Source organism: Heyndrickxia sp. FSL W8-0496 (genome assembly GCF_038007825.1).
Classification (GTDB): domain Bacteria; phylum Bacillota; class Bacilli; order Bacillales; family Bacillaceae_C; genus Heyndrickxia; species Heyndrickxia oleronia.
In genome coordinates, this window is record NZ_JBBOXX010000002.1 from 117,709 (window position 1) to 140,292 (window position 22,584).

The 22,584-nt window shown below is 30.2% G+C and carries 24 protein-coding genes and 1 pseudogene; 18 read left to right on the forward strand and 7 right to left on the reverse strand.

What is annotated here, in order from left to right:
* Nucleotides 1-232: 232 nt before the first annotated feature.
* Nucleotides 233-754, forward strand: coding sequence for a hypothetical protein (locus NST63_RS27085; RefSeq protein WP_180212623.1), 522 nt, complete (start codon nucleotides 233-235; stop codon nucleotides 752-754).
* 111 nt (nucleotides 755-865) lie between these two features.
* On the opposite strand, the gene NST63_RS27090 is transcribed toward NST63_RS27085, so the two are convergent.
* A complete protein-coding gene (locus tag NST63_RS27090; protein WP_280618049.1) occupies nucleotides 866-1,045 on the reverse strand; it encodes a hypothetical protein in 180 nt (59 codons plus the stop codon).
* Between the two features lie 221 nt (nucleotides 1,046-1,266).
* On the opposite strand from NST63_RS27090, the pseudogene NST63_RS27095 reads away from it, so the two are divergent.
* Nucleotides 1,267-1,506, forward strand: a pseudogene (locus NST63_RS27095) (recombinase family protein); the annotation flags it as partial.
* Between the two features lie 296 nt (nucleotides 1,507-1,802).
* On the opposite strand, the gene NST63_RS27100 reads toward NST63_RS27095, so the two are convergent.
* A complete protein-coding gene (locus NST63_RS27100; protein ID WP_180212624.1) occupies nucleotides 1,803-2,345 on the reverse strand; it encodes a hypothetical protein in 543 nt (180 codons plus the stop codon).
* Nucleotides 2,346-3,079: 734 nt separating this feature from the next.
* Nucleotides 3,080-3,613, reverse strand: coding sequence for a DUF6166 domain-containing protein (locus tag NST63_RS27105; protein WP_341044307.1), 534 nt, complete (start codon nucleotides 3,611-3,613; stop codon nucleotides 3,080-3,082).
* A gap of 133 nt (nucleotides 3,614-3,746) precedes the next feature.
* On the opposite strand from NST63_RS27105, the gene NST63_RS27110 reads away from it, so the two are divergent.
* A complete protein-coding gene (locus tag NST63_RS27110; RefSeq protein WP_058005799.1) occupies nucleotides 3,747-3,959 on the forward strand; it encodes a helix-turn-helix domain-containing protein in 213 nt (70 codons plus the stop codon).
* A gap of 228 nt (nucleotides 3,960-4,187) precedes the next feature.
* Here the strand turns inward: NST63_RS27110 and NST63_RS27115 are convergent, their stop codons facing one another.
* A complete protein-coding gene (locus NST63_RS27115) occupies nucleotides 4,188-4,685 on the reverse strand; it encodes a DinB family protein (RefSeq protein ID WP_180212626.1) in 498 nt (165 codons plus the stop codon).
* 753 nt (nucleotides 4,686-5,438) lie between these two features.
* On the opposite strand from NST63_RS27115, the gene NST63_RS27120 reads away from it, so the two are divergent.
* The 11 genes from NST63_RS27120 to NST63_RS27170 all read left to right on the forward strand — a co-directional run bounded on the left by NST63_RS27120 (nucleotide 5,439) and on the right by NST63_RS27170 (nucleotide 18,552).
* Complete coding sequence (locus tag NST63_RS27120; RefSeq protein ID WP_180212627.1) at nucleotides 5,439-6,281, forward strand: ATP-dependent DNA ligase; 843 nt, start codon at nucleotides 5,439-5,441, stop codon at nucleotides 6,279-6,281.
* 166 nt (nucleotides 6,282-6,447) lie between these two features.
* Entirely contained in the window at nucleotides 6,448-7,329 is an 882-nt protein-coding gene (locus NST63_RS27125) for a helix-turn-helix domain-containing protein (RefSeq protein ID WP_242598337.1), read from the forward strand.
* A 31-nt stretch (nucleotides 7,330-7,360) separates the two neighbouring features.
* Nucleotides 7,361-7,555, forward strand: coding sequence for a hypothetical protein (locus NST63_RS27130; protein ID WP_180212629.1), 195 nt, complete (start codon nucleotides 7,361-7,363; stop codon nucleotides 7,553-7,555).
* Nucleotides 7,556-7,693: 138 nt separating this feature from the next.
* Entirely contained in the window at nucleotides 7,694-8,617 is a 924-nt protein-coding gene (locus NST63_RS27135; RefSeq protein ID WP_341044308.1) for an alpha/beta hydrolase, read from the forward strand.
* 437 nt (nucleotides 8,618-9,054) lie between these two features.
* On the forward strand, nucleotides 9,055-10,251 hold the full coding sequence (locus NST63_RS27140; protein WP_341044310.1) for a sensor histidine kinase: 1,197 nt from the start codon (nucleotides 9,055-9,057) through the stop codon (nucleotides 10,249-10,251).
* Between the two features lie 18 nt (nucleotides 10,252-10,269).
* Entirely contained in the window at nucleotides 10,270-10,923 is a 654-nt protein-coding gene (locus NST63_RS27145) for a response regulator transcription factor (protein WP_341044311.1), read from the forward strand.
* Between the two features lie 115 nt (nucleotides 10,924-11,038).
* Nucleotides 11,039-13,285: an MMPL family transporter gene (locus NST63_RS27150; RefSeq protein ID WP_341044313.1), complete on the forward strand. Its 2,247-nt coding sequence runs from the start codon at nucleotides 11,039-11,041 to the stop codon at nucleotides 13,283-13,285.
* A 968-nt stretch (nucleotides 13,286-14,253) separates the two neighbouring features.
* Nucleotides 14,254-15,339, forward strand: coding sequence for an endospore germination permease (locus NST63_RS27155; RefSeq protein WP_341044314.1), 1,086 nt, complete (start codon nucleotides 14,254-14,256; stop codon nucleotides 15,337-15,339).
* Nucleotides 15,336-16,862, forward strand: coding sequence for a spore germination protein (locus NST63_RS27160; RefSeq protein ID WP_180212635.1), 1,527 nt, complete (start codon nucleotides 15,336-15,338; stop codon nucleotides 16,860-16,862). Before NST63_RS27155 ends, NST63_RS27160 begins: the two co-directional genes overlap by 4 nt.
* Entirely contained in the window at nucleotides 16,840-18,027 is a 1,188-nt protein-coding gene (locus NST63_RS27165) for a Ger(x)C family spore germination protein (protein ID WP_218958366.1), read from the forward strand. Before NST63_RS27160 ends, NST63_RS27165 begins: the two co-directional genes overlap by 23 nt.
* Before the next feature lie 87 nt (nucleotides 18,028-18,114).
* Nucleotides 18,115-18,552 (forward strand): hypothetical protein, encoded by a 438-nt coding sequence (locus tag NST63_RS27170; protein WP_061184579.1) that lies wholly within the window; start codon nucleotides 18,115-18,117, stop codon nucleotides 18,550-18,552.
* A 236-nt stretch (nucleotides 18,553-18,788) separates the two neighbouring features.
* Here NST63_RS27170 and NST63_RS27175 read toward each other — a convergent pair whose 3' ends face one another.
* Both NST63_RS27175 and NST63_RS27180 read right to left on the reverse strand, forming a co-directional pair.
* Nucleotides 18,789-19,226, reverse strand: coding sequence for a hypothetical protein (locus tag NST63_RS27175; RefSeq protein WP_180212636.1), 438 nt, complete (start codon nucleotides 19,224-19,226; stop codon nucleotides 18,789-18,791).
* Nucleotides 19,227-19,353: 127 nt separating this feature from the next.
* Nucleotides 19,354-20,349, reverse strand: a complete 996-nt coding sequence (locus NST63_RS27180; protein WP_180212637.1) for a helix-turn-helix domain-containing protein — start codon at nucleotides 20,347-20,349, stop codon at nucleotides 19,354-19,356.
* 416 nt (nucleotides 20,350-20,765) lie between these two features.
* On the opposite strand from NST63_RS27180, the gene NST63_RS27185 reads away from it, so the two are divergent.
* The 4 genes from NST63_RS27185 to NST63_RS27200 all read left to right on the forward strand — a co-directional run bounded on the left by NST63_RS27185 (nucleotide 20,766) and on the right by NST63_RS27200 (nucleotide 22,261).
* Nucleotides 20,766-20,960 carry a hypothetical protein gene (locus NST63_RS27185; protein WP_212945958.1) on the forward strand — a complete coding sequence of 65 codons (195 nt, stop codon included), beginning with the start codon at nucleotides 20,766-20,768 and terminating at the stop codon, nucleotides 20,958-20,960.
* A 55-nt stretch (nucleotides 20,961-21,015) separates the two neighbouring features.
* Entirely contained in the window at nucleotides 21,016-21,252 is a 237-nt protein-coding gene (locus NST63_RS27190) for a hypothetical protein (protein ID WP_212945959.1), read from the forward strand.
* 96 nt (nucleotides 21,253-21,348) lie between these two features.
* Nucleotides 21,349-22,095 carry a DUF2786 domain-containing protein gene (locus NST63_RS27195; RefSeq protein WP_251340335.1) on the forward strand — a complete coding sequence of 249 codons (747 nt, stop codon included), beginning with the start codon at nucleotides 21,349-21,351 and terminating at the stop codon, nucleotides 22,093-22,095.
* A complete protein-coding gene (locus NST63_RS27200; RefSeq protein ID WP_212945961.1) occupies nucleotides 22,082-22,261 on the forward strand; it encodes a hypothetical protein in 180 nt (59 codons plus the stop codon). The genes NST63_RS27195 and NST63_RS27200 overlap by 14 nt, the downstream gene beginning before the upstream one ends.
* 88 nt (nucleotides 22,262-22,349) lie before the next feature.
* Here the strand turns inward: NST63_RS27200 and NST63_RS27205 are convergent, their stop codons facing one another.
* The gene (locus NST63_RS27205) at nucleotides 22,350-22,526 is read right to left on the reverse strand and encodes a hypothetical protein (protein ID WP_212945962.1); all 177 of its coding nucleotides are present in this window, start codon (nucleotides 22,524-22,526) and stop codon (nucleotides 22,350-22,352) included.
* Nucleotides 22,527-22,584 lie beyond the last annotated feature (58 nt).

Here is a 22,584-nt window from a genome sequence, read left to right on the forward strand (position 1 = left end):
ATAAGAAATTTTTTTTAGGTATCCCTTTATAATTTAAAAAATATTGATTGTATACAAGGTAGTCCTTCATGTATTTAATGAGTGTTGTGTATACTCCTCTACCTCGCTTTTTAAAACGGCGCATCTTTTCTTATTTTTTACTTTAGTGTAAATAATTTGAAAATATTATACTTTTATGTCATAATTTGTATTGTATGCGCATACAATATTTTAGAAAGAAGAGGGGAAAAACATGAAGAAAACATTAAAAAACACTTTTATTACGACTTTAGTTCTTGCTTTGTTTATGACTTCTTTTGTCGGTATTGCAAACGCTCAAGAATTCCAAATTTCTGAAGAACAAGAAATAGAGGAAATGGCTAAAACACTAGAATTTGTTTTTGATGAAGCAACAATAGTAGATGAAAATGGAAACTTTATAGGGTTAGATTTTAATTTAATTGAAGAACAATATGGTTATGATCCACAAATAGAAGAATTAAAGCATTTAATATACAGTGAGAATGTTATAGCTCCTATGAATGCCGAATTAGACAACTGTATTAATAAAAAGATAAAAAATGGAATTGCAGAATTTTTATCAGTAGGTGCTATAGCGACCGTAATTAATTATATCGTGAAAGGTGAGTATAAATTAGCAGCTACTAAACTTATTAAAATGGGTGTTAAAGGAAATGCAGTCTCCGTTGCTGCCCAACTTGTTTATTATTATGGAAAATGTCAGTGGGAAGTAAATGGTTGGTGGGGAAAATAAGAGAAACAAGCCACTTTAAATTAAAATTTTCTTAGATTATTTTCCATATTAAAATCCTTAGCCCCTTATTTTGTGGGTTAAGGATTTTAATTGTTTCGAGGACTTGACTTCTTAGTTTGTTTTCTCATTTTTATTCATTAAAGCTGAAATTAGGATGTGAACTACTGCAAAAATTATAGCCTTAAAAAGGTTATCAGACCAATCAATTGCACTTTCTTTTATATAATCCCATATTATGAAGACAATAAACATTAGTATACCAAATAATAAACCCTGCCTTAGTAACTTCATATATACACCCCTATAGCTATTAAAATTTCATAATTCCATCTTAGTATAATATACATCCTTTTTCCATATATAGAATCATTTTCATGTTTTCTTTTTTTATAACTTTATAAAGCACAACTTTACAAAGTCTTATTATTCGCCTCTTCGGTGCTCCATTCATTCAATCATATGTGTCCACTTTTGTTTGGGCTAACAAAAGAACTGGAATAAATCTAATAAAAGCAGAATTTGAAAGGGATATGATCGTGGAACGAACCCAGGAAGGTAAAGCCATTGCTAAACTGCGTGAAGACTTTAGAGAAGGTAGACCAAGAAAGTATGGAAAAAAGCAAATAGAACACGCTTTAGGACTGTTAGAAACCCATTCATATAAGCAAGTGGAGGACTTAACGGGAATCTCAAAAAGTCCCCTGATAAGAGCCAAAAAGAAAAAAGGTTCTACCTTAAAGCAAGGTTATTAATTACCTTTAAAGATAGTCCTTTTTATGAAAATTATATTTCTATGCATTTTTTTCTTTTTTGACTGAATGAAAAGTAAAATGAAAAATATGATGAAATTCTTAATTACCTAGATAAAGAATTAAAAAAAGATCAATAAAGATTCTCCTAATTTTGATAAAATAGGTCATATCATAACAGCAATAAATTCATTTGATTAAGGACAAGAACGTCAATTAAAGAAATATAACACAAGATAAGAAAATCTTCCTGATAATTCAAAGGCAGATTTTCTTATCTTGTGTACAAAAAATTGGAGTCATTTAATTATATTTTTAGTAAGTTTGTTAATTTTTAATACACCATTTTCATTCACGATATTCAGTATGTAATCTAAATTCATACTTGTTTTTTCATCATTATTATTTAAATTATGGCCAAATATAATTACATTACCTGAATATGTAAAATCTTCATCGCTGAAATTGGATAATTTTTCATCACTAAAATTAAATTCAAGATCAGTGAAACGATCTGTTTCGATATTTCTCCTTAATTTATGTTTACCCACATCTTTATACGAATTTGTAAAAATCTCCTTTGCTACTTTATCAGATACATCTGTGTCTTCTTTAAATAAGGACAGCTCTTTGACGATAAAATATCGACTTATTTTAATTTTTTGTTCGTCGGTAAGAACATTTACTGATTTTGATAATAGTTCACTATCAATATTAAAGGATTCAGCATTTTCAGGATTTGATGAATTTGTTTTAAAACAAAAATAAATAAGTGGTATAGAAACTACTATTACTATTGAAATTGTTATTAAAGCCAACGTTATCTTCTTTTTTTTATTCATATTAAGAATCCCCTTCTAAAAAATTTCCGAATAGAAATATATCTTTTTATTCTATCATATATATTTTTTACAATTAATAACCATAAGTTTTCCCTTAATTGACAGTTTTTATTTGTGCTTCTAAATCTTGATGAATCGTCGAAACTCTTGCATAGCCATATTTCATAAATGAAAAATATAACGAAAAATCCAATAAAGATAACCCAACATAATTAAAGTTCCCAATATTGCTAAACTATTAGCCTTTAGAAATATCATAAAAAAAATCATCCTTTTCTGATATAAAATAAAGTGAAGGTTATTAAAGAAAAATCTAACCTTCACTTTTTATTTATTTAACAAATTATTGCTTCATAATCTGACTATCACAAGGGGAAATTCCAATATTTTTATATTTGAGGAGATTGATTCCGATTCGGGCAAAGAATCCCTAATAATCGAAAAATGTATATTTTGGTTAAAAAGCGAATAAGAGGGGGATATGGCGTGGAAACTTTGAGTGGTATTTTAATTGTATTAGTGATATTAGTAGTATGCGCTACACTAGGCGCTTGGGGATTTAGAGAAATATATAGAATGGTAAAATCAAAAAATAGATAACAAACTTATCTTAGAGTTACCTTATTAGGTACCTATTTTTTTATGATTAGATAGAGTATAGTTCTATAGGATATATCTTCGGGATATTTTAAACACTATCTGTACATAATTCTTCACCTCATATTAGTTCTTTTTTAAGATATTCTACTTTTATTAATAACCTGTGGATCGGAAAATGAAATTTGCCGATTCCAATAATACTCACATATATCGTCAAATCTTAATTTTTCAAGTTGATCGACCATTGATTGAATGTACTCATTTGTTTCATAATATTCACAGGCCCGAATAATCGATTCCTTTTCGGTATAAGCTTCAACGATATGAATTTGATTTTTATTAATCTCCTGTCTATAAACTGCTATGATAAAAGATTTTTGCTCTCTCTCTCTTTCTATTAATTGGTTATCAGCTATCCATGCCTCTATCTCATTACCTTTAATAATTTCCCCACCGAAAGGTACCTTAGCAAGTACATCAGTAATGAATTTTTTGTATAGTCGATTGCTTGTTAACTCATCACAAAATATATTTAGTATATTTAATGCTAATTCAATGGATCCATCAGTCATATTTCCCCATTCAAAAGGAACATTTTTTTTCTTTATATGATGTGGAATATTGCTGCGCATATTTCCTAAATTATCTCTAAATAAAATGACATCCATAATTATACACCACCAATCATTTTATACTAATATATATTGAACCGAAATTCGTGTCAATTAATTTTGGAAAGTATCTCGTTATTCAATTCATTTTTGGTATAATAAGCAAAAATATAAATAAAAGGTGTTGGAAATGATTTATTTTAAAATTGATGAACTAAGAAAAAAAAGGGGTCTTTCGAGACGTGCTATTGCCAAGGAACTGGATATACGCCAAGACACTTTTAATAATTTATGCCGAAATGAAGTTATAACAGTACGAATAGAACATATAGAAAAATTAATTAATTACTTTGAATGTTCTTCTATGGATGAGCTTATAGATATAATAAACGAGGAAGAGTAGTTTATTATGAAATAAACAAGATCTTTTTATATGTTATTAAGAATTCTTTTAGTCGATTGTTAATAAAAAGAAGAAATGGACCCATCAAACATCAATTCCAAACACGCTTTATCGTTACTAATTCGCTGAAACGTAATATTAAAGTAGAACAAATGCTAATTTCAGCGTGTCAAAAATCTAATTGTACAACTGTTGAAATGCTAAGAAGTGCATAAAAAACAACTTGAATTAGTCCAAGTTGTTTTCCTTTAGGAATCGTATAATTTGTCCTTTATGGTGATTATCGTGGTCTGTAAATTCCTTGGTAATATATATAAGTGAGTATGGTGTCCCAGTATGTGGACAATGAGTTACACCGTTTGCAGTTAATGGTTTGCTTAACTTTTCGGTTGGCAGTTCGTTAAGTTCTTTCACAAGCAGTTCCCTTGTATCTTTTGCTTCTTTAAGCAGTTTTGATTGTGTTATGCCTGATTTTGCGTAATCAGATGCTTTTTTATTATGGGTATCAAAATCAGGAAACTCCATTCCCTTTTCGTTCCGTACTGATGGGATAACTTCGGATAAAAGGTGATTATCCCAATTTATAATATGAGCTATTACTTCACTTACAGACCATTTACCTTTGGCCATGGGTTTAGACCACAATGTTTCATCCAAATCTTCTAATGTGTTTAACCAAGATGAATATTTGCTAAAACCACTAATTATGTTTGTTTCTTCACGCATTTTTAATTCCCCCCATTTCTATGTTAATTAAGATTAGTATAACATATAACTATATATCAACAAACGTATGTTCCCACATTCACTGACGTTTATTTATGCTTAAAAACAACAATCTTTTAGAAAACAGCCTTTATAATTATTTCTAAGAACAATAAATATGATTCTTTGCAAATAAAGATGTTACTACATATAAAAAACTCCTCAAAAGCACGATAATATCAATGTTTTTGGGGAGTTTATGCTGGTTGCCTGTAAAAGTCATGAATAACTAATCTTATATCTTATTACAGTCGATGCATCTGAATACTGTTAAGCCAACAGAAACAACAATTAACGAAGAAGCCACCATAGCAAATTACCCATACCTATCCACCCCCTTGAAAAAAGTTTGATGTAACGAATTAAATAATTCTATAACATCCCCCGCAATCCTCCTAACTTTTTGAAATTTTTATAATTAATTATAGTTTTATTAAAAAGATTGATCATTTAAAACAAAGTTTGATTATTTAAAATAAATATTGTTAATTTATAATAAAGTTTGATTATATCCTGTTTTTTAAACTAAACCAGCTAATAGTTTGTCAATATTTTTCAATAAAAAGATTGATATATCGCTCTCAGTGAATGGGAATATAGACAACCTTTGCTGGTGTTTCGACTAAAGCGTTAATAACAACCTATTATATCCCATTATTTCACTAAGGAATTCACTTCATACGACTGGTACAATAGTCTTATAGAGGTGAGAGTATGTATCAATCCCCGATGTTACTTCACAAAATAGATGAGCCTTTCGCAGATAGTAATGACCAATACCTGGTTGAATTAAAGGCTGATGGGATAAGGTTAATAGTATCTAAATGGAACAATTCTTTAAGATTTTATACAAGACATAATAATGATGTTACTTATAGATTTGCTAAATACTTTTTAGATTTAGAAATTCCAGATGGAACCATTATTGATACGGAAATTATTGTTACTGATGACAAGGGAAAACCGGATTTTGAAAAAGTGCTACATGTTTTTCAATCAAATAATAGTGAATATCAGCCAGTTCTTTTTGCCTTCGATATCCTTTACTATAATTATAAGAAATTAACTAGTCTTCATATATTAAAAAGAAAAGAGATATTACAAGATATACTTCCTAAAAGTCAAAAAATAACCAGTGTTAAATATATGATTGGTAATGGTACAAGCTATTTCAAAGCTATAAAGGAAAATGATTTGGAAGGAATTGTTTTTAAAGATATTGAAAAAGATACAAAATATCATATAAATAAACGATCATTTAGTTGGTTAAAACTTATCAATTATAAATATACAAATTGTTATATATTAGGAAGTAGAAAACAAGAATTTGGCTGGCTCTTAGGAATAGAAGAAGCGAATGATATACGTCCTGTGGGAGTTATGGAGTTTGTTCCACCTGCAGCAAGAAAGAAAATATACCAAATTCAAGACAAACTAAAAATCAGAGAAAATGAAAAATATATCTATTTTGAACCCAAGATAAAATGTGAAATTAAATTCAGGAATTTCACTTCAAATAACCTTTTAAGAATTCCATCTTTTATTAAATTTTTATAGATATTATTAAACAAAACGGCAGACCTAATATAGGATCTGTCTTTTTTTACAACATTGTTTATAAAAATGTTACCATTGACCACGAAATTTCTACATTTTGTTTGAATAATAGTAAGTTTGAACTATAATGATTTATAAAGAGAGGGGAGAGCTAGCTCAATTGACAATGACACATTTAAATTTGGGAGAAGTAATTGACGTTTTAATGAAATATAAAGGTGTATCAGTTGAGGAATTGGTAAAAAACATATGTTCAGTTGAGGATATGCTGCTTTTTCAGTCCAATAAAAAATATCCAACTATTGAACAACTCAATAAATTCGCTGAAAAGTTAAATGTAGATATAAATTACTTTTTTAATTTATCATCAAGTGGTGGTTTTGATTATTCAATAAGTATTATCAATTTAATTGAAAAGTACAAAAGAAAAAGAAATTATAAAGAGATATACAATATTATAATCAATGAAAAAGAGAATCCAGCTTTCTTAAATAGACTGAATCGACAATATCTAGTATGGCATGAAGGCATCTGTATTTTTTATCTAAAACGTAATAAATGTAAAGCAATATCAATTTTAAATCAAGCAATCGATATAACCAATCCACTAAGAAAAAACTTAACCGAACGCGAAATTGAAATTCTTACAAGTATCGCAATTATAGAAAAAGACGATCTTAATTATAGTATTGCTTTAGATTTATTTATAGATGCTTATAACTACTTAAAACAACTTCCCCATATTATAGATTCTAGGGTAACACTTAAAGTCCTTTATGCATTATCTCAATTGTTAACTAGATTAAAGAGATATGAAGACTCATTAATGTATTGTCTTGAAGGTATAACTGTTTGTAGAAATTATGAACAATTGTATTTATTTGGAGAATTATACTATCAAACTGGTGAAAATTATATAAAAATTGGAGATAAAGAAAAGGGAATAGAATATATTAATAAATCTATAAATATATTTGAACTTCAAAATAACAGTGAATATGTTGATTTGGTTAAAAAAGAATTAGAACATTTATTAAGGGAATGGTAATATTTACATATAAAAAATGGAGGGAAAATTTATGAAAAAAATTATTGGTGTATCATTATTATCTCTTGGATTATTAGGCTTTGTTGCATCCGGTATTCAGAAAGTAGAAACAGCAGATCTACCATCACAACACAGTACCTTTAAAACTATAAAGATGGCAGATTTACCATCACAACATAGTACTTTTAAAAGTATAAATGTAGCAGACCTCCCATCTCAACACTGAGACTTAGTTGGAGTTTTATAAAAAGATTAATTAAAATCCTGATTTTTACAGGATTTTTTTTAAATTAATATGCCCTTTAGTGGAGGAAATCTTACAAATAAATACTTGATTAAGAATAGTTGGAGGTATAGATAATCTATGAATGTATCTTTTAAAGAAACAAAGATGGGAGTTGTATTGCTCATTTTATTAGTAACAGTTACAGGTTGCAACACAAAAATGCCTGTATCTCCAAATAAAGATCATTCTTTATCCAATCAATCTCAAGATACAGACTCTATAACCGAGACTGTAAATGAAACACCACTTGCCGAAGTTACGAACATACCATCAAACCCACCGGTTGAGTATGATCCTGCCTGGTCGGATCGAACGGTTAGGTCTTCTAACGGCCATCTTGTGAATAGTTGTGTTCCAGATGAGCTACGTGAAAAAGCAACTACATTGAAAACCAGTGATGGGGTGTATCTGTCGGCACTTGTGCTTGGTAGCGGAGATAAAGGAGTCCTACTTGCACACGAGCAAGGTTATAACATCTGCTCTTTTCTTGACATGGGGACTGGACTGGCAGACAGTGGATATCTAGTCGTTATTCCTGAATATCGTAATCACGGTGCCTCACAGAAATTCCAAGAGGATAATCAAAATATAGATCGTGATGCAGATGCAGCCTTAAACGAACTCAAACGATTGGGTGCAAAAAAAGTATTTTTGGCAGGCGCATCATGTGGCGGTAGTACAGCAATCATTGCAGGCGTTCGTCAAGAGCTGCCTATTGTGGGGCTAATTATTCTTTCTTCTCCTGCACAATGTGGGCCACTTGATGCAATTCCAAGTGTCAAAAAGATTAAAGCGCCATCCTTGTTTGTTTTTTCGCCTGGTGATTATGGAGGCTCAATTGAAAAAGAAGTACGCAAATTATATCAAGCATCTGGAGCAACTGATAAAGAGCTAATTGTGGATGAGAGCGGTTATCACGGAACAGATATGTACCATAGGGGAGATCAGGGGGACGCATTAAAGTCCCGACTCATTGACTTTGTTAAAAAGAAGTTTCATTAAAGTAAAATCAAAATGAACGAAGCTAGTTCAGGTATACTCGCTGATGCAACGATCCTACTTCTGTTCATTCGGCTCCAGTCCTGGAATCTGGGAGAGAAGTGAAGGATCTGAATGGCCGTACGATTCAAGTCATGCTAAGAGGGAGCCGCCAGCGAAGTAACGGGGGCAACAGTTTAAGATCCAGCTGCCAATTTGGTGGCTTTTTCTTATTCGACTAAAGGGGCAGTTTAATTTAAGTATATTTCTTCACAATTTTAATGAAAATCTTCATGATATACTTTTTCCAACGTGAAACTTTATCTGGCAGCTGTTTTTGTTAAATTTATAATTTGGTTAACATTTCTGAGTTATTGAGTTGTTGCCCTTTAGGGCATGTACTAACGGACAGTTAATAAAATAAATGGATAATATAAAATAGTAGTAAGGTGGTGTAAGTAATGAATAAATTTAAGACATATAATGAATCGTTATATCATAAACAAAGCGAAGTAATAATATTTTCGAAAATACCAATTATTTTTTGGATTTTTTTGATGTATATAGGGGCTTTAATAATGCAAAATATACAACACCCCATGTTTGCCCTAAGTTTAATTTTTAGTTTTATTTTAGTAACACATGCATTCTTATATTTTATATCAAGTTTATTTAGTAATAGTAATTATTGGTTTTACTTTTTGGCGCAGGAGTGTATATTGTTTATTTCAGCTTTTATATTACCTAATGGATCTCCCACTGTATTAATTGGTTTACTACCAGTATTAATAGCCCAAAGTATTATTATTCTAAAAAATAAACTAAAAGTTATATTATTTTTTATGTTATCTTATGGTTTATATTGCATTGCTATTACAATAAATTATGGGGCAAGTGAGCTGCCAATTTTTATTCCCATATTCTTCTTAATTTTACTGATAGTCATTGTCTATACGATTAGTTATAACCGGCAAGTAAGTGCAAGAGAGCGTATGGAGTTTTATTTACAACAGTTAGAACTGGCATACCAAAAAGTGGAGGAACTAACTTTATCAAATGAAAGACAACGAATGGCTAGAGATTTACACGACACATTAGCCCAAGGTTTGGCAGGACTAATTATGCAATTAGAAGCCGTAAACGTACATATAAAAAATGGCAATATATCTAGATCGAATGAAATTATCGTTAGTTCGATGCAACAGGCAAGAGAAACGTTAAAGGATGCAAGAACAGTGATTGATAATTTGAGAACAGAGACATTAGAGTATATGGATTTCCATTCCGCTGTATTAGATGAAATAAAAAAATTTGAAGAAATAACAGGTATAGATGTAGAACAGGAAATTAAACCCATTCATTCTTTGTCTAATTTATCAATGGAATATGGTATATATATAATCCGTGAATCCCTAACCAATATAATGAAACATTCTCAAGCAAGAAAAGTAAAGATTAAGATTGAACAAAAAGATGGAAAGATATATATGGAAGTTTCTGATAACGGAATTGGTTTTTCTATAAAAAATATAGGAAAACAAACTGGTAAATTTGGACTTTTAGGCTTACAGGAACGTATAAGGTTAGTTGGAGGCGGATTAACAATAGAAAGTATGCCGGGAAAAGGGACAAAATTGTTTATAACGGTTCCTATTTGATAAAGGGGGGCATAACATTTGAAATATAAAATATTAATTGTTGATGATCATTTAGTTGTTAGGGAAGGGTTAAAATTAATTTTAGAGACCAATGATTTGTTTCAGGTTATAGGTGAAGCAGATAATGGAAAAGATGCATTGGAATTGATTGATAATGCAAAACCAGACATTATTTTACTGGACTTAAATATGCCTGTAATGAGTGGATTAGATACTTTAAAAATAATGAATAAACAAGGTATAACTATTCCGGTAATTATATTAACTACATATAATGAAGATGAATTAATGGTTACAGGAATGGAGTTAGGGGCCAAAGGGTTTTTATTAAAAGATACAAGTAGAGAAAATTTATTTAGAACTTTAGAATCTGCAATCAGGGGTGAAACTCTTTTACAGCCTGAGTTAATGGAAAAACTATTAAAATTCAAGGAGAAAAAATTTAATAATCATACTCACCAAATTAATCCTTTAACAGAGAAAGAATTATTTATATTACAAGCAGTTGCTAAAGGTTATAAAAGCAAAGCAATTGCTTTTGATATGGGGATTGCTGAACGTACTGTTAAAGCCCATTTAACCAATATTTACAATAAACTTGGTGTTAACTCTCGTGCAGAAGCTGTTGCTATTGCTTTAGATCAAGGTTTATTCCGTTTAGTAGATAAATAAAAACTATGCCCGAACGTACATATGTAACTTGCCCATATGTACGATTTTTTTTTTTGCCTAGTTCATTATTATTAAAATGTAATAAACGACTGAATTAATTCGAAGGGAGTTAAGTATGGCGAAGTATCTATATAAACTAGGGAAATGGGCAGTTAGACATAGAAAGAAAGTTATAGGTGGAACAATAGGTATTCTCCTTATTATTGGAATCATAGCATTAAGTTTAGGTCCTTCCTTTAGTGAGGATATGTCTATACCGGGTACAGAATCCGCCAAGGCAGGCAAAATTTTGGAGAAGGAATTTCAAACTTCCAAAAAACCAGCACCAGGTACCGTAAATCTAGTACTAAAGGCACCGAATAACCAAACGTTAGAAACTAAAGAAGTAGCAGATATCATCAATAAAACAATTGATAAGATAAAAAAAGATAAATCGGTAGTCTCTGTTGCTACTCCTGCAGAACTTGGCAATTACAATAAAAATAAACAAATTGGATATGCTGTAGTGACATATGATGTACCCGCAGATAAAGTAACAGATAAATCAAAGGAAGTAATATTGCATAGTATTAAAGAAACAAGAAATGCAGGCATTCAAACGGAGTTAGCAGGTACAGTTGCTTTTTCTGAATTAGAGATAGGTGGAATAACAGAAGTAATTGGGGTAGTAACTGCTTTTGTCATTCTCGCAATAACTTTTACATCCTTTTTGGCAGCTGGTATGCCAATTATTACAGCTGTAGTTGGTTTAGGAGTAGGAATTCTATCCATACTCATAGGAACCAATTATTTGGACATCCCATCATTTGCTCTTTCATTAGCTGCCATGTTAGGACTTGCCGTTGGGATTGATTATGCTTTATTCATTATCTCAAGATTTCCTCAAGAACTTTCAAAAGGACATGGTCTACAAGAAGCAGTAGCTATTGCAACTGGAACTGCAGGTAGTGCGGTTGTTTTTGCTGGTTTAACCGTAATTGTTGCTTTATTAGGTTTAGCAGTTGCAAAAATTCCCTTCTTAACTATGATGGGACTCTCTGCAGCAGTTTGTGTATTATTTTCCATTTTTATAGCGATAATTTTTGTACCAGCTATTTTGGGACTTTTTGGTCATAAAATTGGTCCTTCTAGAGAAAATAAATTGTTGGCGAGATTATCCAATAAAAAGGAAATAAAAGAATCAAGTAAATGGGGAAATTTTGTTACAAAAAGGCCTTGGACAGTTACTATTTTAGGGGTTTTACTTCTTGTAATGGTGTGTATCCCATTCTTTCATTTGCACCTTGGTCTTCCTGACAATGGAACCAAATCAAAAGAAACAACAGAAAGAAGAGCATATGATTTACTATCAGAAGCATATGGTCCTGGATACCACTCTTCATTGGTCATTTTAGCAAAAACAAATAAAAATAGCGGAGATATAAAACAGAAGATCAATGAAGTAACAGAAAAATTAGGTGAATTATCAAATGTAAATAATGTAAGTCCACCAATTCCAAATAAATCAGGAAATACCTTTATGATTTCAATTACTCCAAAAACCGGTCCAGATGATATAAAAACGTCTAATTTGGTACATTCAATAAGAAAATTATCAGATTCACTGACTAGTAAAGATCAAATAGAATTGTTAGTTACCGGATCAACCGCGGTAAACATAGACATATCTGAAAAATTGAACGATGCATTGCCATTATTTGCTACTCTTATTGTGGGGTTTGCATTTGTTCTGTTAGTTATAGTATTCAGATCTATTCTGGTTCCATTAAAGGCTGTTTTAGGTTTCTTGCTTTCATTAGGAGCAACTTTGGGGTTTGTTGTATATGTAACTCAGGATGGACATTTTATTAATTTATTTGGTTTTCCTACTGCAAGTCCTGTCTTAGCCTTTTTACCTGTTATCGTCATAGGTATATTATTCGGTTTAGCAATGGATTATGAAGTTTTCTTGGTAAGCAGAATGCGTGAGGAATTTACACACTCAAAAGATGCAAAAAAAGCTATATTAGCAGGACTAAAAGATAGTGGAGAAGTAGTGACAGCAGCAGGTCTAATAATGATATCTGTGTTCACAGGATTTATGCTAGCTCCCGATCCAATTATTAAATCGATGGGATTCGCATTAACTTTTGGAATTGTTTTTGATGCTTTTATTGTGAGGATGGCATTAGTACCAGCTGTAATGACAATAATGGGAAAAGCAGCATGGTACATGCCAAGGTGGCTAGAAAAAATTCTACCAAATATTGATGTTGAAGGTACTACAATACAAACAGAAGTAGATAAAAAGACTCTCAATAATAAAAAGAAACATTCTACACAGATAGAAACAGACAGAGTTTCAGAATTAAGGAGACCATAGGAAGGAATAATAATAATATTGACCTAACTCCATATTCCATAAGCAACCCGATAAATAACATATCGGGTTTTTATTATCTTCAAGAGTTTATTAAAAAGTAGCTATATAATTGAGGGAGATTGTAATTGATTATTAGTATAAGTATATATAGTAAATAATTATTATAAAACCTAAAGAAACGTACTATATTATTTGGTGATCATGCCCATTGAAAATGATATATGACTATAATTGTATAGAAGAAAAAGGGGAAATATATAATACAATGCCTATCAAGATTAAAGATATTGACTGCATTTCATGCTTATAAGAGCAGCATATATTTAAAATTTGAGGAAGGATATAGAACAAATTTGTGAATAAATACACTTAAACTAAAGGGTGCTATTGTTTAAGATAAATGATAGAAAATGATCAAACTTTTTTATAAAACTAGAACTTAAATATACTAAATAAGAACCTTTTTTTGATCAATCCTTTTTTTAAAATGGATACTTCTTATTTACCGTAAAATATGGGTTTATAAGGTGTTTTTGCTCAAACTGTATTTCAAAGCAACATTTAACGGGGAAAAGTTGAAATGGGAATTACATAAGATAAGAATTCCTTGTCCCTCATGTCATAAAAAAAGATGGTTAAATGCTGAAAATAGATGGAAAACATTATGTAAAAAATGCTACCTAACTTCATAAGTATTTAAGATAGATAAAGCTTGGAATACTGGGCTTTATTTTTTTATTCTACCACGCAAAATAAATAAGATAACTAACATTTGCTTTAATGGAACAATGAAAAAAGCTGTGGTTCTCAAAAATATTGTAAAAAATTATGCCTATTAAAATTAATATTGAAATGTTCCTAAGAATTAAGTTTATGTATTTTCCTGAGTCTACCTATGATTTTATATAAAAAAACGAATAAATTTCTCCTTTTTTAAAAATAATATTCTAAAAAAAGGAAGTGCTAGTATGAATACACTTGATTCCATTACAAATAAGCAAATGATGCTTATTCTAATAACAGTGATAGGTCTAAACAATCATGTATTTGTAATATCTCCACTTGTGCAACATGCAGGTAAAGATTCATGGATTAGTGTAATTCTATCATTTTTATTATCCTTAGTCTGGATTATACTTCTTTTAGTTTTGCAAAAGTCAATTAATAATGAGGGAATTTTTGAGTGGCTACGATTTAAAGTAAACAAAAAAATTATTATTATTTTGGGAATAATCTTTATTCTCTTTTTAATAAATTTAAGTGCTATCACATTAAGAGAAACTATTGCGTTAATTAATGTTGGATATCTTCCTGAAACCCCAAAATGGATAGTAGCATGTATTTTCAGTATTGTTTGCCTATATTTTGGAGGATCAAAACTAGGAACGATAAGTATCATTAATATCTTATTACTCATTTTCGTTGTCTGTCTTGGGTTTTTCGTTGCTTTTACAAATATGGAACACAAAGATTATTCACTATTACTTCCTATTTTTGAAAATGGATATAGGCCCATATTAAAAAGTATTATTTTTCCCTATTCCGGAATGACTGAACTTATGCTTTTTTTATTTTTAAAAAAGAGAATTAATACTCCAGTTAAATTTCGACATCTCTTTATAACGTCTTTCATATTAATGGGGCTTACATTAGGACCATTAATAGGAGCAATAACGGAATTTGATGAGGTTGAAGCATCCTATCAACGTTTCCCAGCATTTGAAGAATGGGGATTAGTTTCTATAGGGGATTTTATTGAACATGTGAGTTTTTTAGCTTTGTATCAATGGTTAGCAGGTGCATTTATTCGCATTTCCTTATTCTTTTATACGATAAAAGAAGTTTTATTAGAAATTAATTTATATTCAAAATGGTGTCTATTTGTAATTTTATTTATCGTAATTGGATATGCCGTTTATCCCATCAGTGATATTCATTATTCGAATGTTTTATGGAATATCCTACTACCTTTTACGACTTACTTTTTAATCAGTTTTTTACTTCTATTATCCTTATTTATTTTAGTACTACATAAAAGGAGAATAAATGTATGAAGTTTTTCAAAAAAAAATCCCTACAAAAAAATTTATCAATAAGTAATGATAATAATAAAAAGAGCACCGTAATTAGTGAACGAGTATTAAGAAATGTTCTAAAAAAATGTCCGGATATACAATTTTCCTCAACTACTTATATACATCATCAAATTACATATATATATTGTTCGGGACTAGTCAATACTGAAATATTATACAATACTGTTCCTCAGTCAATTGATCATTTTTTTTTCGTACATAAAGGCGAAATCACTGAGGAACAGATACGCAACTATCTACATATCCCAACCTTGGATGTAATTGATAATTTAGAGGTTGCAATAACGGATATATTCGCCGGAAAATTATTAATCGATTTTGGAATCAATGGAAAACTTTTTACGATTGATATATCAGAACGTCCTCAAAGAAAGCCTGAAGAGACTGCCACTGAAGCAACTGTAAAAGGTCCTAGAGATAACTTTATTGAGGATATCAATGTTAACATTTCTTTAATCAGGAAAAGATTACGCACATCTTCACTTGCATTTGAACAAACAACGATAGGTAAACGTTCCCAAACGAAAGTTGCTATTCTTTATATGGATGATATCGCAAATATGAATGTACTTAAAGAAATAAAAAATAGACTTTCTACCATTGATATCGACGGACTTGTAACTACCCAACAATTAGAAGAAACGTTCAATAACACTCCTTATGCAGTATTTCCAAGACACCAGTATACTGGTAAGCCAGATTTCGCTGTGCAAACATTATTAAATGGAAGGTTTGTTATCCTAATTGATGGTGTCACTATTGCCTTAATTACTCCTATTAACTTTTTTTTGCTACTTAAAGGAAGTGAAGATAAAGAAGTATCATACATCTTCAGTTCATTTCAACGATTGATAAGAATATCTGGACTTTTCTTGTCAGCTATACTACCAGGCATATGGGTCTCTTTAACCTCATTTCATCAAGATCAACTCCCAATCTCATTATTAGCAACCGTTGTCGAATCAAGAAAAGGAGTTCCATTACCAGTATCCATTGAAGTTATTCTTATGTTACTTTTATTTGAACTTTTTAAAGAGGCGGGATTACGATTACCTATGTCCATTGGTCAAATTCTTAGTGTAGTTGGTGGATTAATAATTGGAGATGCTGCAATAAGTGCTGGATTGGCTAGTCCGGTTACCGTCGTTGTAATAGCTCTTTCCACATTATCCACGTTTAATCTAAATGACCAATCTTTAATTGGAACACTCTCTCTTACACGTCTTTTTATTATTATATTCTCTTCTTTATTCGGTTTTTTTGGCATGTTTACAGCAATATTTGTTATTTGTGCATATATCGGCAGAATAAATACATTTGGTGTTTCTTATTTGGAGGGAATTAGCCTACTAAATATATCTGATTTTATTAAAACAATTATTAAAATTCCTAACACAAAATACACAAAAAGGCCAAAAGCGCTCGAATTAAATGACGTTACTAGAACAGGTGAAGAAAATGAAAATAAAAAGAAAAGCTAATCAATTTTTTCTTTTATTGAGCATTTTAACTACAGTATTTCTTTCTGGATGCTGGGATGTGAAACAAACGGAAAGAATGGTTTACATACATTCTATAGGTCTTGACTATAAAGACGGTAAATATATAGCATATTTACAAATCATTAATTTAGGACTACTTGCAAAAAGCGAGTCAGGAGGTAGCAATAACCAAGTTACAGCAGAACTTGGTCATGCATCAGGAAATACCGTGGAAGAAGCCATCTTTAATATCTATCAGACAACTCAAAGAAGACTTTTCTGGGGGCATATTGCATACATTGTTTTCACAGAAAATGTTTTGAAACAAGGAGGCTTACAAGCCATTACAGATATATTAGATCGGTATGTTGAAACTTATTATCAAACATGGATATATCTAACGGAAGATTCCATTCCTAATATACTTCATGCCATGCCGAATATTGGAATGTCTACAGATCTTTCACGCCTTAGTGATCCAGAACCTAGTTTTAAACAATTTTCCTATATCCGACCTATTGATTTAAGAAGATTAATTATTTTAAATAACCGTCCACCAAATGAAATAGTATTACCAATTATTTCAGGAAATCACCAATCATGGGAAGCTGATTCTAAACACATGGATGCAGCAATATTAAACGGATTAGGTATTATCACTAATGACAATTTGAAAGGGTATCTTAGTAACAGTAAAGCTAAAGGATATAGATGGATGAATAAGGATTTTCAAAGATCAGAAATAACTATAAAAGGCAAGGAAGGTATGGGTCTTTTATTAAGGAACTTACATGTAAAGGTAACTCCGGTCATAAAACATAATGAGGTTAAATTTGATGTTAAAATTAAAGCTAAAGTACATATAAATAAAGTAAGACGAACTAATTCATTAGAGGAAATAAGTTCTGAGGCTAAAAGGAAAATTAAAAAAGAAATAATGGATACTTATTTAGAAGGTCTGAAACTGGATTCTGATATATATCGTCTTTCAAACGTACTTTACATAAAGAATTATTCCACTTGGAAAAGAATACAACATGATGGAAAAATACCGTTGAATAATCACTCAATTAATAATATTGACATTAATTTAAAAATAATAGATGCTGGAAAACAAAGGAACAAGCCCACCTTAATTAAGAGAAAATATCCGAGCCATCCATAATTGGATGGCTTTAAGTCGATGTTTAACATCATGTTTTAAACCATTATAGAGGGTCCATATAAATTTCAAGAGGTAAAATGCTTAGGCGTGGATGTTGCTTTATTTGGGTTCTCCATTATTTTTTGTTGGGAGAATGAACAAGCAAAATTAAATGAAGAAATTAGACAAGGTTTAATAGATAGGTTGGAAGAAAAACTACTTCAAGATTTTTATAGGGAATTAGAAGGTATTAGTTTGAATTTAACTTTAAATATTACTGTGGGAAGTGTGATAGAGAAAGCATACATTGCTACAAAACATTATTCAGAATCTGAATGGGATATTCTAGCGAAGTCAATGAAAGAATTCGAGGCTAACTTGGATATTAATAATAAGGGTGTAACTCCAAGGATATCTCTTGAAATAGATGTTCTAAGAGGATTAGAAGACCATCAATCTGAATTCAGGAAATTAAACACCTACGCTGAAGCAAAAAGGGCAGTGAATTTGAGTTATGTAATTAAATTAGTTGTATATGCTTACTAGATTAACACCACTACGAAATGATCAAACTTTTTTATAAAAACGACACTTGAATCTGCTGATAAAGAATCCATTTTAATCAATCTTTTTTCAAAATGGATTCTTTATATTCGTTGTAGAATTAGGGTTTGTGTGATATTTTTGATCAAACTTTATTTCAAAGCAACAGAAGGATAAAGGAAATACTCTAAATATGTCCGAATAATAATATTGTTTAAAAATATTAAAGTCATTTAAAATCATTTAAAATCAACTCTAACGATTTCCCCATTTACATATTCAAACAGTTTGCTTTCATCATCTTCCTCAAGTTTAGTTTCGATATGTTCTGACGACTCAATAATATTCGCTAAAACATCGGTTAAAAAGTGTTCAACTACATTGTCATAGTTTTTTAAACAACACTGAAAAGCCCAAAATCCCGTGTCTATATTAAATTGACGTTCAAAACCATCTGTTGCTTGTTCGTTCGGATACTCGCCAATTTCCCAACCTGTCGGCATATATGCTGATATTCCTGATGGTATTAGCTCTGACCTCTTTAATTTTGCAAAATTAGCCAAAAACGAAAATTGATCTACATAATCGCTAAAATATGATTCCTCTTTGTTAATTTCATTAATCATTTGAAGAAAATCTTTTTTTACTGTGACTTTAATTCGTAATCCTGTATACATTGCGTTCCCCTTTTACTTTGCTAAGTTCTAACTAGCGATTCTTAGTGGAATACGTTAAAAGTTTAACAACTTTAATCTAGATTGTAGATAACACATGCTTGATGTAAAAAGCTTTACTAATAATACATTAAACATCTTTATTAGGGCGACTTACTAAAACTGACAGTAATAGTTCCTCGTATGTTGAATATTTGTTTTCTTCCATATATTGATTTAAAAGCATTTTTTGTTTATTACTAACTTTTAATCGAATTATTTCTACATCACTATCTACATAAATGCCTCTTGATCGCTTCTTAATCTTACCTTCTTTCAATGAGGTTTTTAAAAATTCATATACTCGTACATCATCAATTTGAAGTAAAGAAGGTTTAATTTGAATTAAATAAGAATTACTTTCACTTTCATTTTTAGTTAATCGCATATTTGTAGGACCGATCTGTTGATACAAAGTATCTATTACAATAAAAGAATCTGAATTTACTAGAAGAGGTGCTTTAAAATAGATTGTAGCATATCCTTCTTTAGTATTTTGTTTCATATCTTTTATCTCATATTGTGGTTTAAATCCTCTTATTTGTAATTCCTCAAAAGATAATATTTCCTCATCCTGAGTAAGTGCTTCAATTTCACCGTCACTAACTTTTACAATACGTGCTAATTTATTTCTTCCATTATTGTCATCACTCATTACAAAAGGTTGAAACAACACAATATTTTTTTCTTTATCCCAAAAATGTTTTTTACTAGGTCTAGATCCAATCTCATGATTTTTTTGAAATTCCTCTAAAACGTCTTCTTTAATAAAATTATACATCTTTCCTTTATACTCCTGTTGGAAAGCCTTAAGTTGTCCAGTCCGTATTAACTTATTAATTGTAGTTTGAGAAACATCTAAAAGGGCAGCTGCTTCACTCGTTTTTAATCCTGGAGGAAGGAGTTCCTTTTTTAATCTTAAAACATCCTCTTTATCAAATTCATAGCGTCTTTCAATATGCCAATCATCTTTGTTAATAGGAATAAGTTTTTCTTCAGCTATATAATTATAAATTGTTTGCTTTGAAGATATGTCCAATATATCCATCACTTCATTAATTGTAATAATTTCTTGATTGTTCTCCATATTTACTATCCCTTCAATTCTTATTTAAATCTACCATTTATTTAATACGTAATGTGTTACCAAATATAATATGTCACTTTTTATACTTTAACAAGGTTAAAAGATTATTTTTATATATAAAATTATAAGTTTTAAATAAATGACCTTTAATAGACAAATTATGATTTTTCTATTTTGATATAAATTATTAAAAGTATATCTTAGAATAAAAAATATTAATTTAATCTTTGTTTGTTAAGTTTTAATAACATTTTAAAAGCAAAGGTAAAATCATTTGTTTATTAATGTTATTTATGATAACATTAATTATATAATATGTTATCGTAAATAACAAACTGATTATTTTGTTAATGACATTGAAATGAATTAGTAGATAATCTAAAAACTTGCTTTCACTTTTTAGGAGGATAAAAACAATGTTTAGCAAAACTGAAATTTTAAAAAATGCAATAAATGAATGCAAACGAGAAAGGCAAAGTTTAAGAGATTTTATTGATGGTGGGGGACATAAAAATATGGATGTTATGCAAGTTGTTTTAAATAGAATATACTTTCTTGATAAACAAATTAAAGATTTGCGAGTAAAGCAATTACAAATATCAAATCAATAGAGATACAATAAAACATTTTTCGAAGAGTTGAATGAATTTTGAGGGGGAGTTTGTTGTGGGGACATTCATAGCCGTACTTACGGGGACTTTTTTCGGCCTACATTTGGGGGGAACTGGAACAATAATATTATTTGCAGTATTAATTTCTTCAATTATCGCTTTTGCAGTAGCTGATTATAAATTCGGCAATGGAACAATAGCTTTTGGAATAATAGGATTTAGTCTATTAACAATTTTTCTTTTTGCTATAAGACCACTTATTGAGAAGTTTCTAATTTATATTGTGAAATAGATGAGTAATGTCTACTTTTTTTACGGATGACGTTACTCCTAAAAAAACTGAACATTAAAATATTCAAATTGATTAGAAGGAAGAGAGGTAAGTGGGATGGGGGATAGAAATGAAGGAATTATAAAGAAAATAAAAGGACTCCTTGCAATTGCGAATGATAATAAAAATGATGAAGAATCGCAATCAGCTTTTATGATGGCACAAAAATTAATGATGAAATATGACATTACAATGGGGCAAGTGGATTCAGAAAAAGATAATGAATCTATTGAACAAGGGCAAGTTACAGTTTATAAAAAATTGTTTTGGTGGGAAAGAAAGCTTGCTCAGATAATTTCTAAAAATTTCCGCGTGAAATTCTTTTATAATAACAGATTTTTAAAGGGACAAAGAAATATAAAAAGAGCAATTGTATTTTTGGGGTTCGAAAAAGATGTTGAATTAGCCAAGGAAATGTACATTCTGGCTTACGATGTTTTAACCTTTTATTCTAAAAGATTCATAGAGGATCAATACGAAGATAGCATGATATTACGAAGTCACAGGATTACCGCAGATTACAAAAACTCTTATATGCGTGGATTTTTAGAAGGTATGGCTATTCGCTTTGAAGAGCAAGTTCAAAAACTGCAACAAGAATATGGATTAATGGTATTGCTTCCACCAGAAGTTCAAAATGCTTATGATGAAATGTTTAGAGACACAAAAGGAATTAGTTTTCAAATACCGCCAATAGGTGAATTACAAGCGTATCACCGAGGTTATAGCGAAGGTAAAAAGGTGGATTACACAAAATCAACGATTGATGACGGACTAGGAGGGAATAAGGATGCCAGATATTAAGACATATCCAAAAATGAATGAAGAAATCAAAATACTTCTTAGCATGAGCTCAGATCCATTTAAACAATATACACTTCAAAGAATAATTGAGTTGGAGGAAGAAGTAGAAAGTTTAAAAGGGACTATAGAGATCATAGAACGTACATGGTCACCAATTGAAATATAAGGAACACAAGGTAGGTTGAATTAAGGTACATAGAGTGAGAATGATCAGATATCACATCCGAGATCATACGAAAAAAGAAGAGTGGTAATCAAATACTCTTCTTCAATCCACATTTACGACATTTTCGAATAAAAACAAAATCTTTAACACTGCTTTCAAAGTGTTTATGACCGCAGTTATCACAAACTCCTGCACTTTCGTCAGGGTAATCTTTATAGTCATAAACTATAGTGGTATCAATGCCTTTAAATTGGTTTTGTTCCATAAAATCACCCTTAAAAAATAAATAACAAATTTAATTATAGTTTTTCAAAATAACAAAG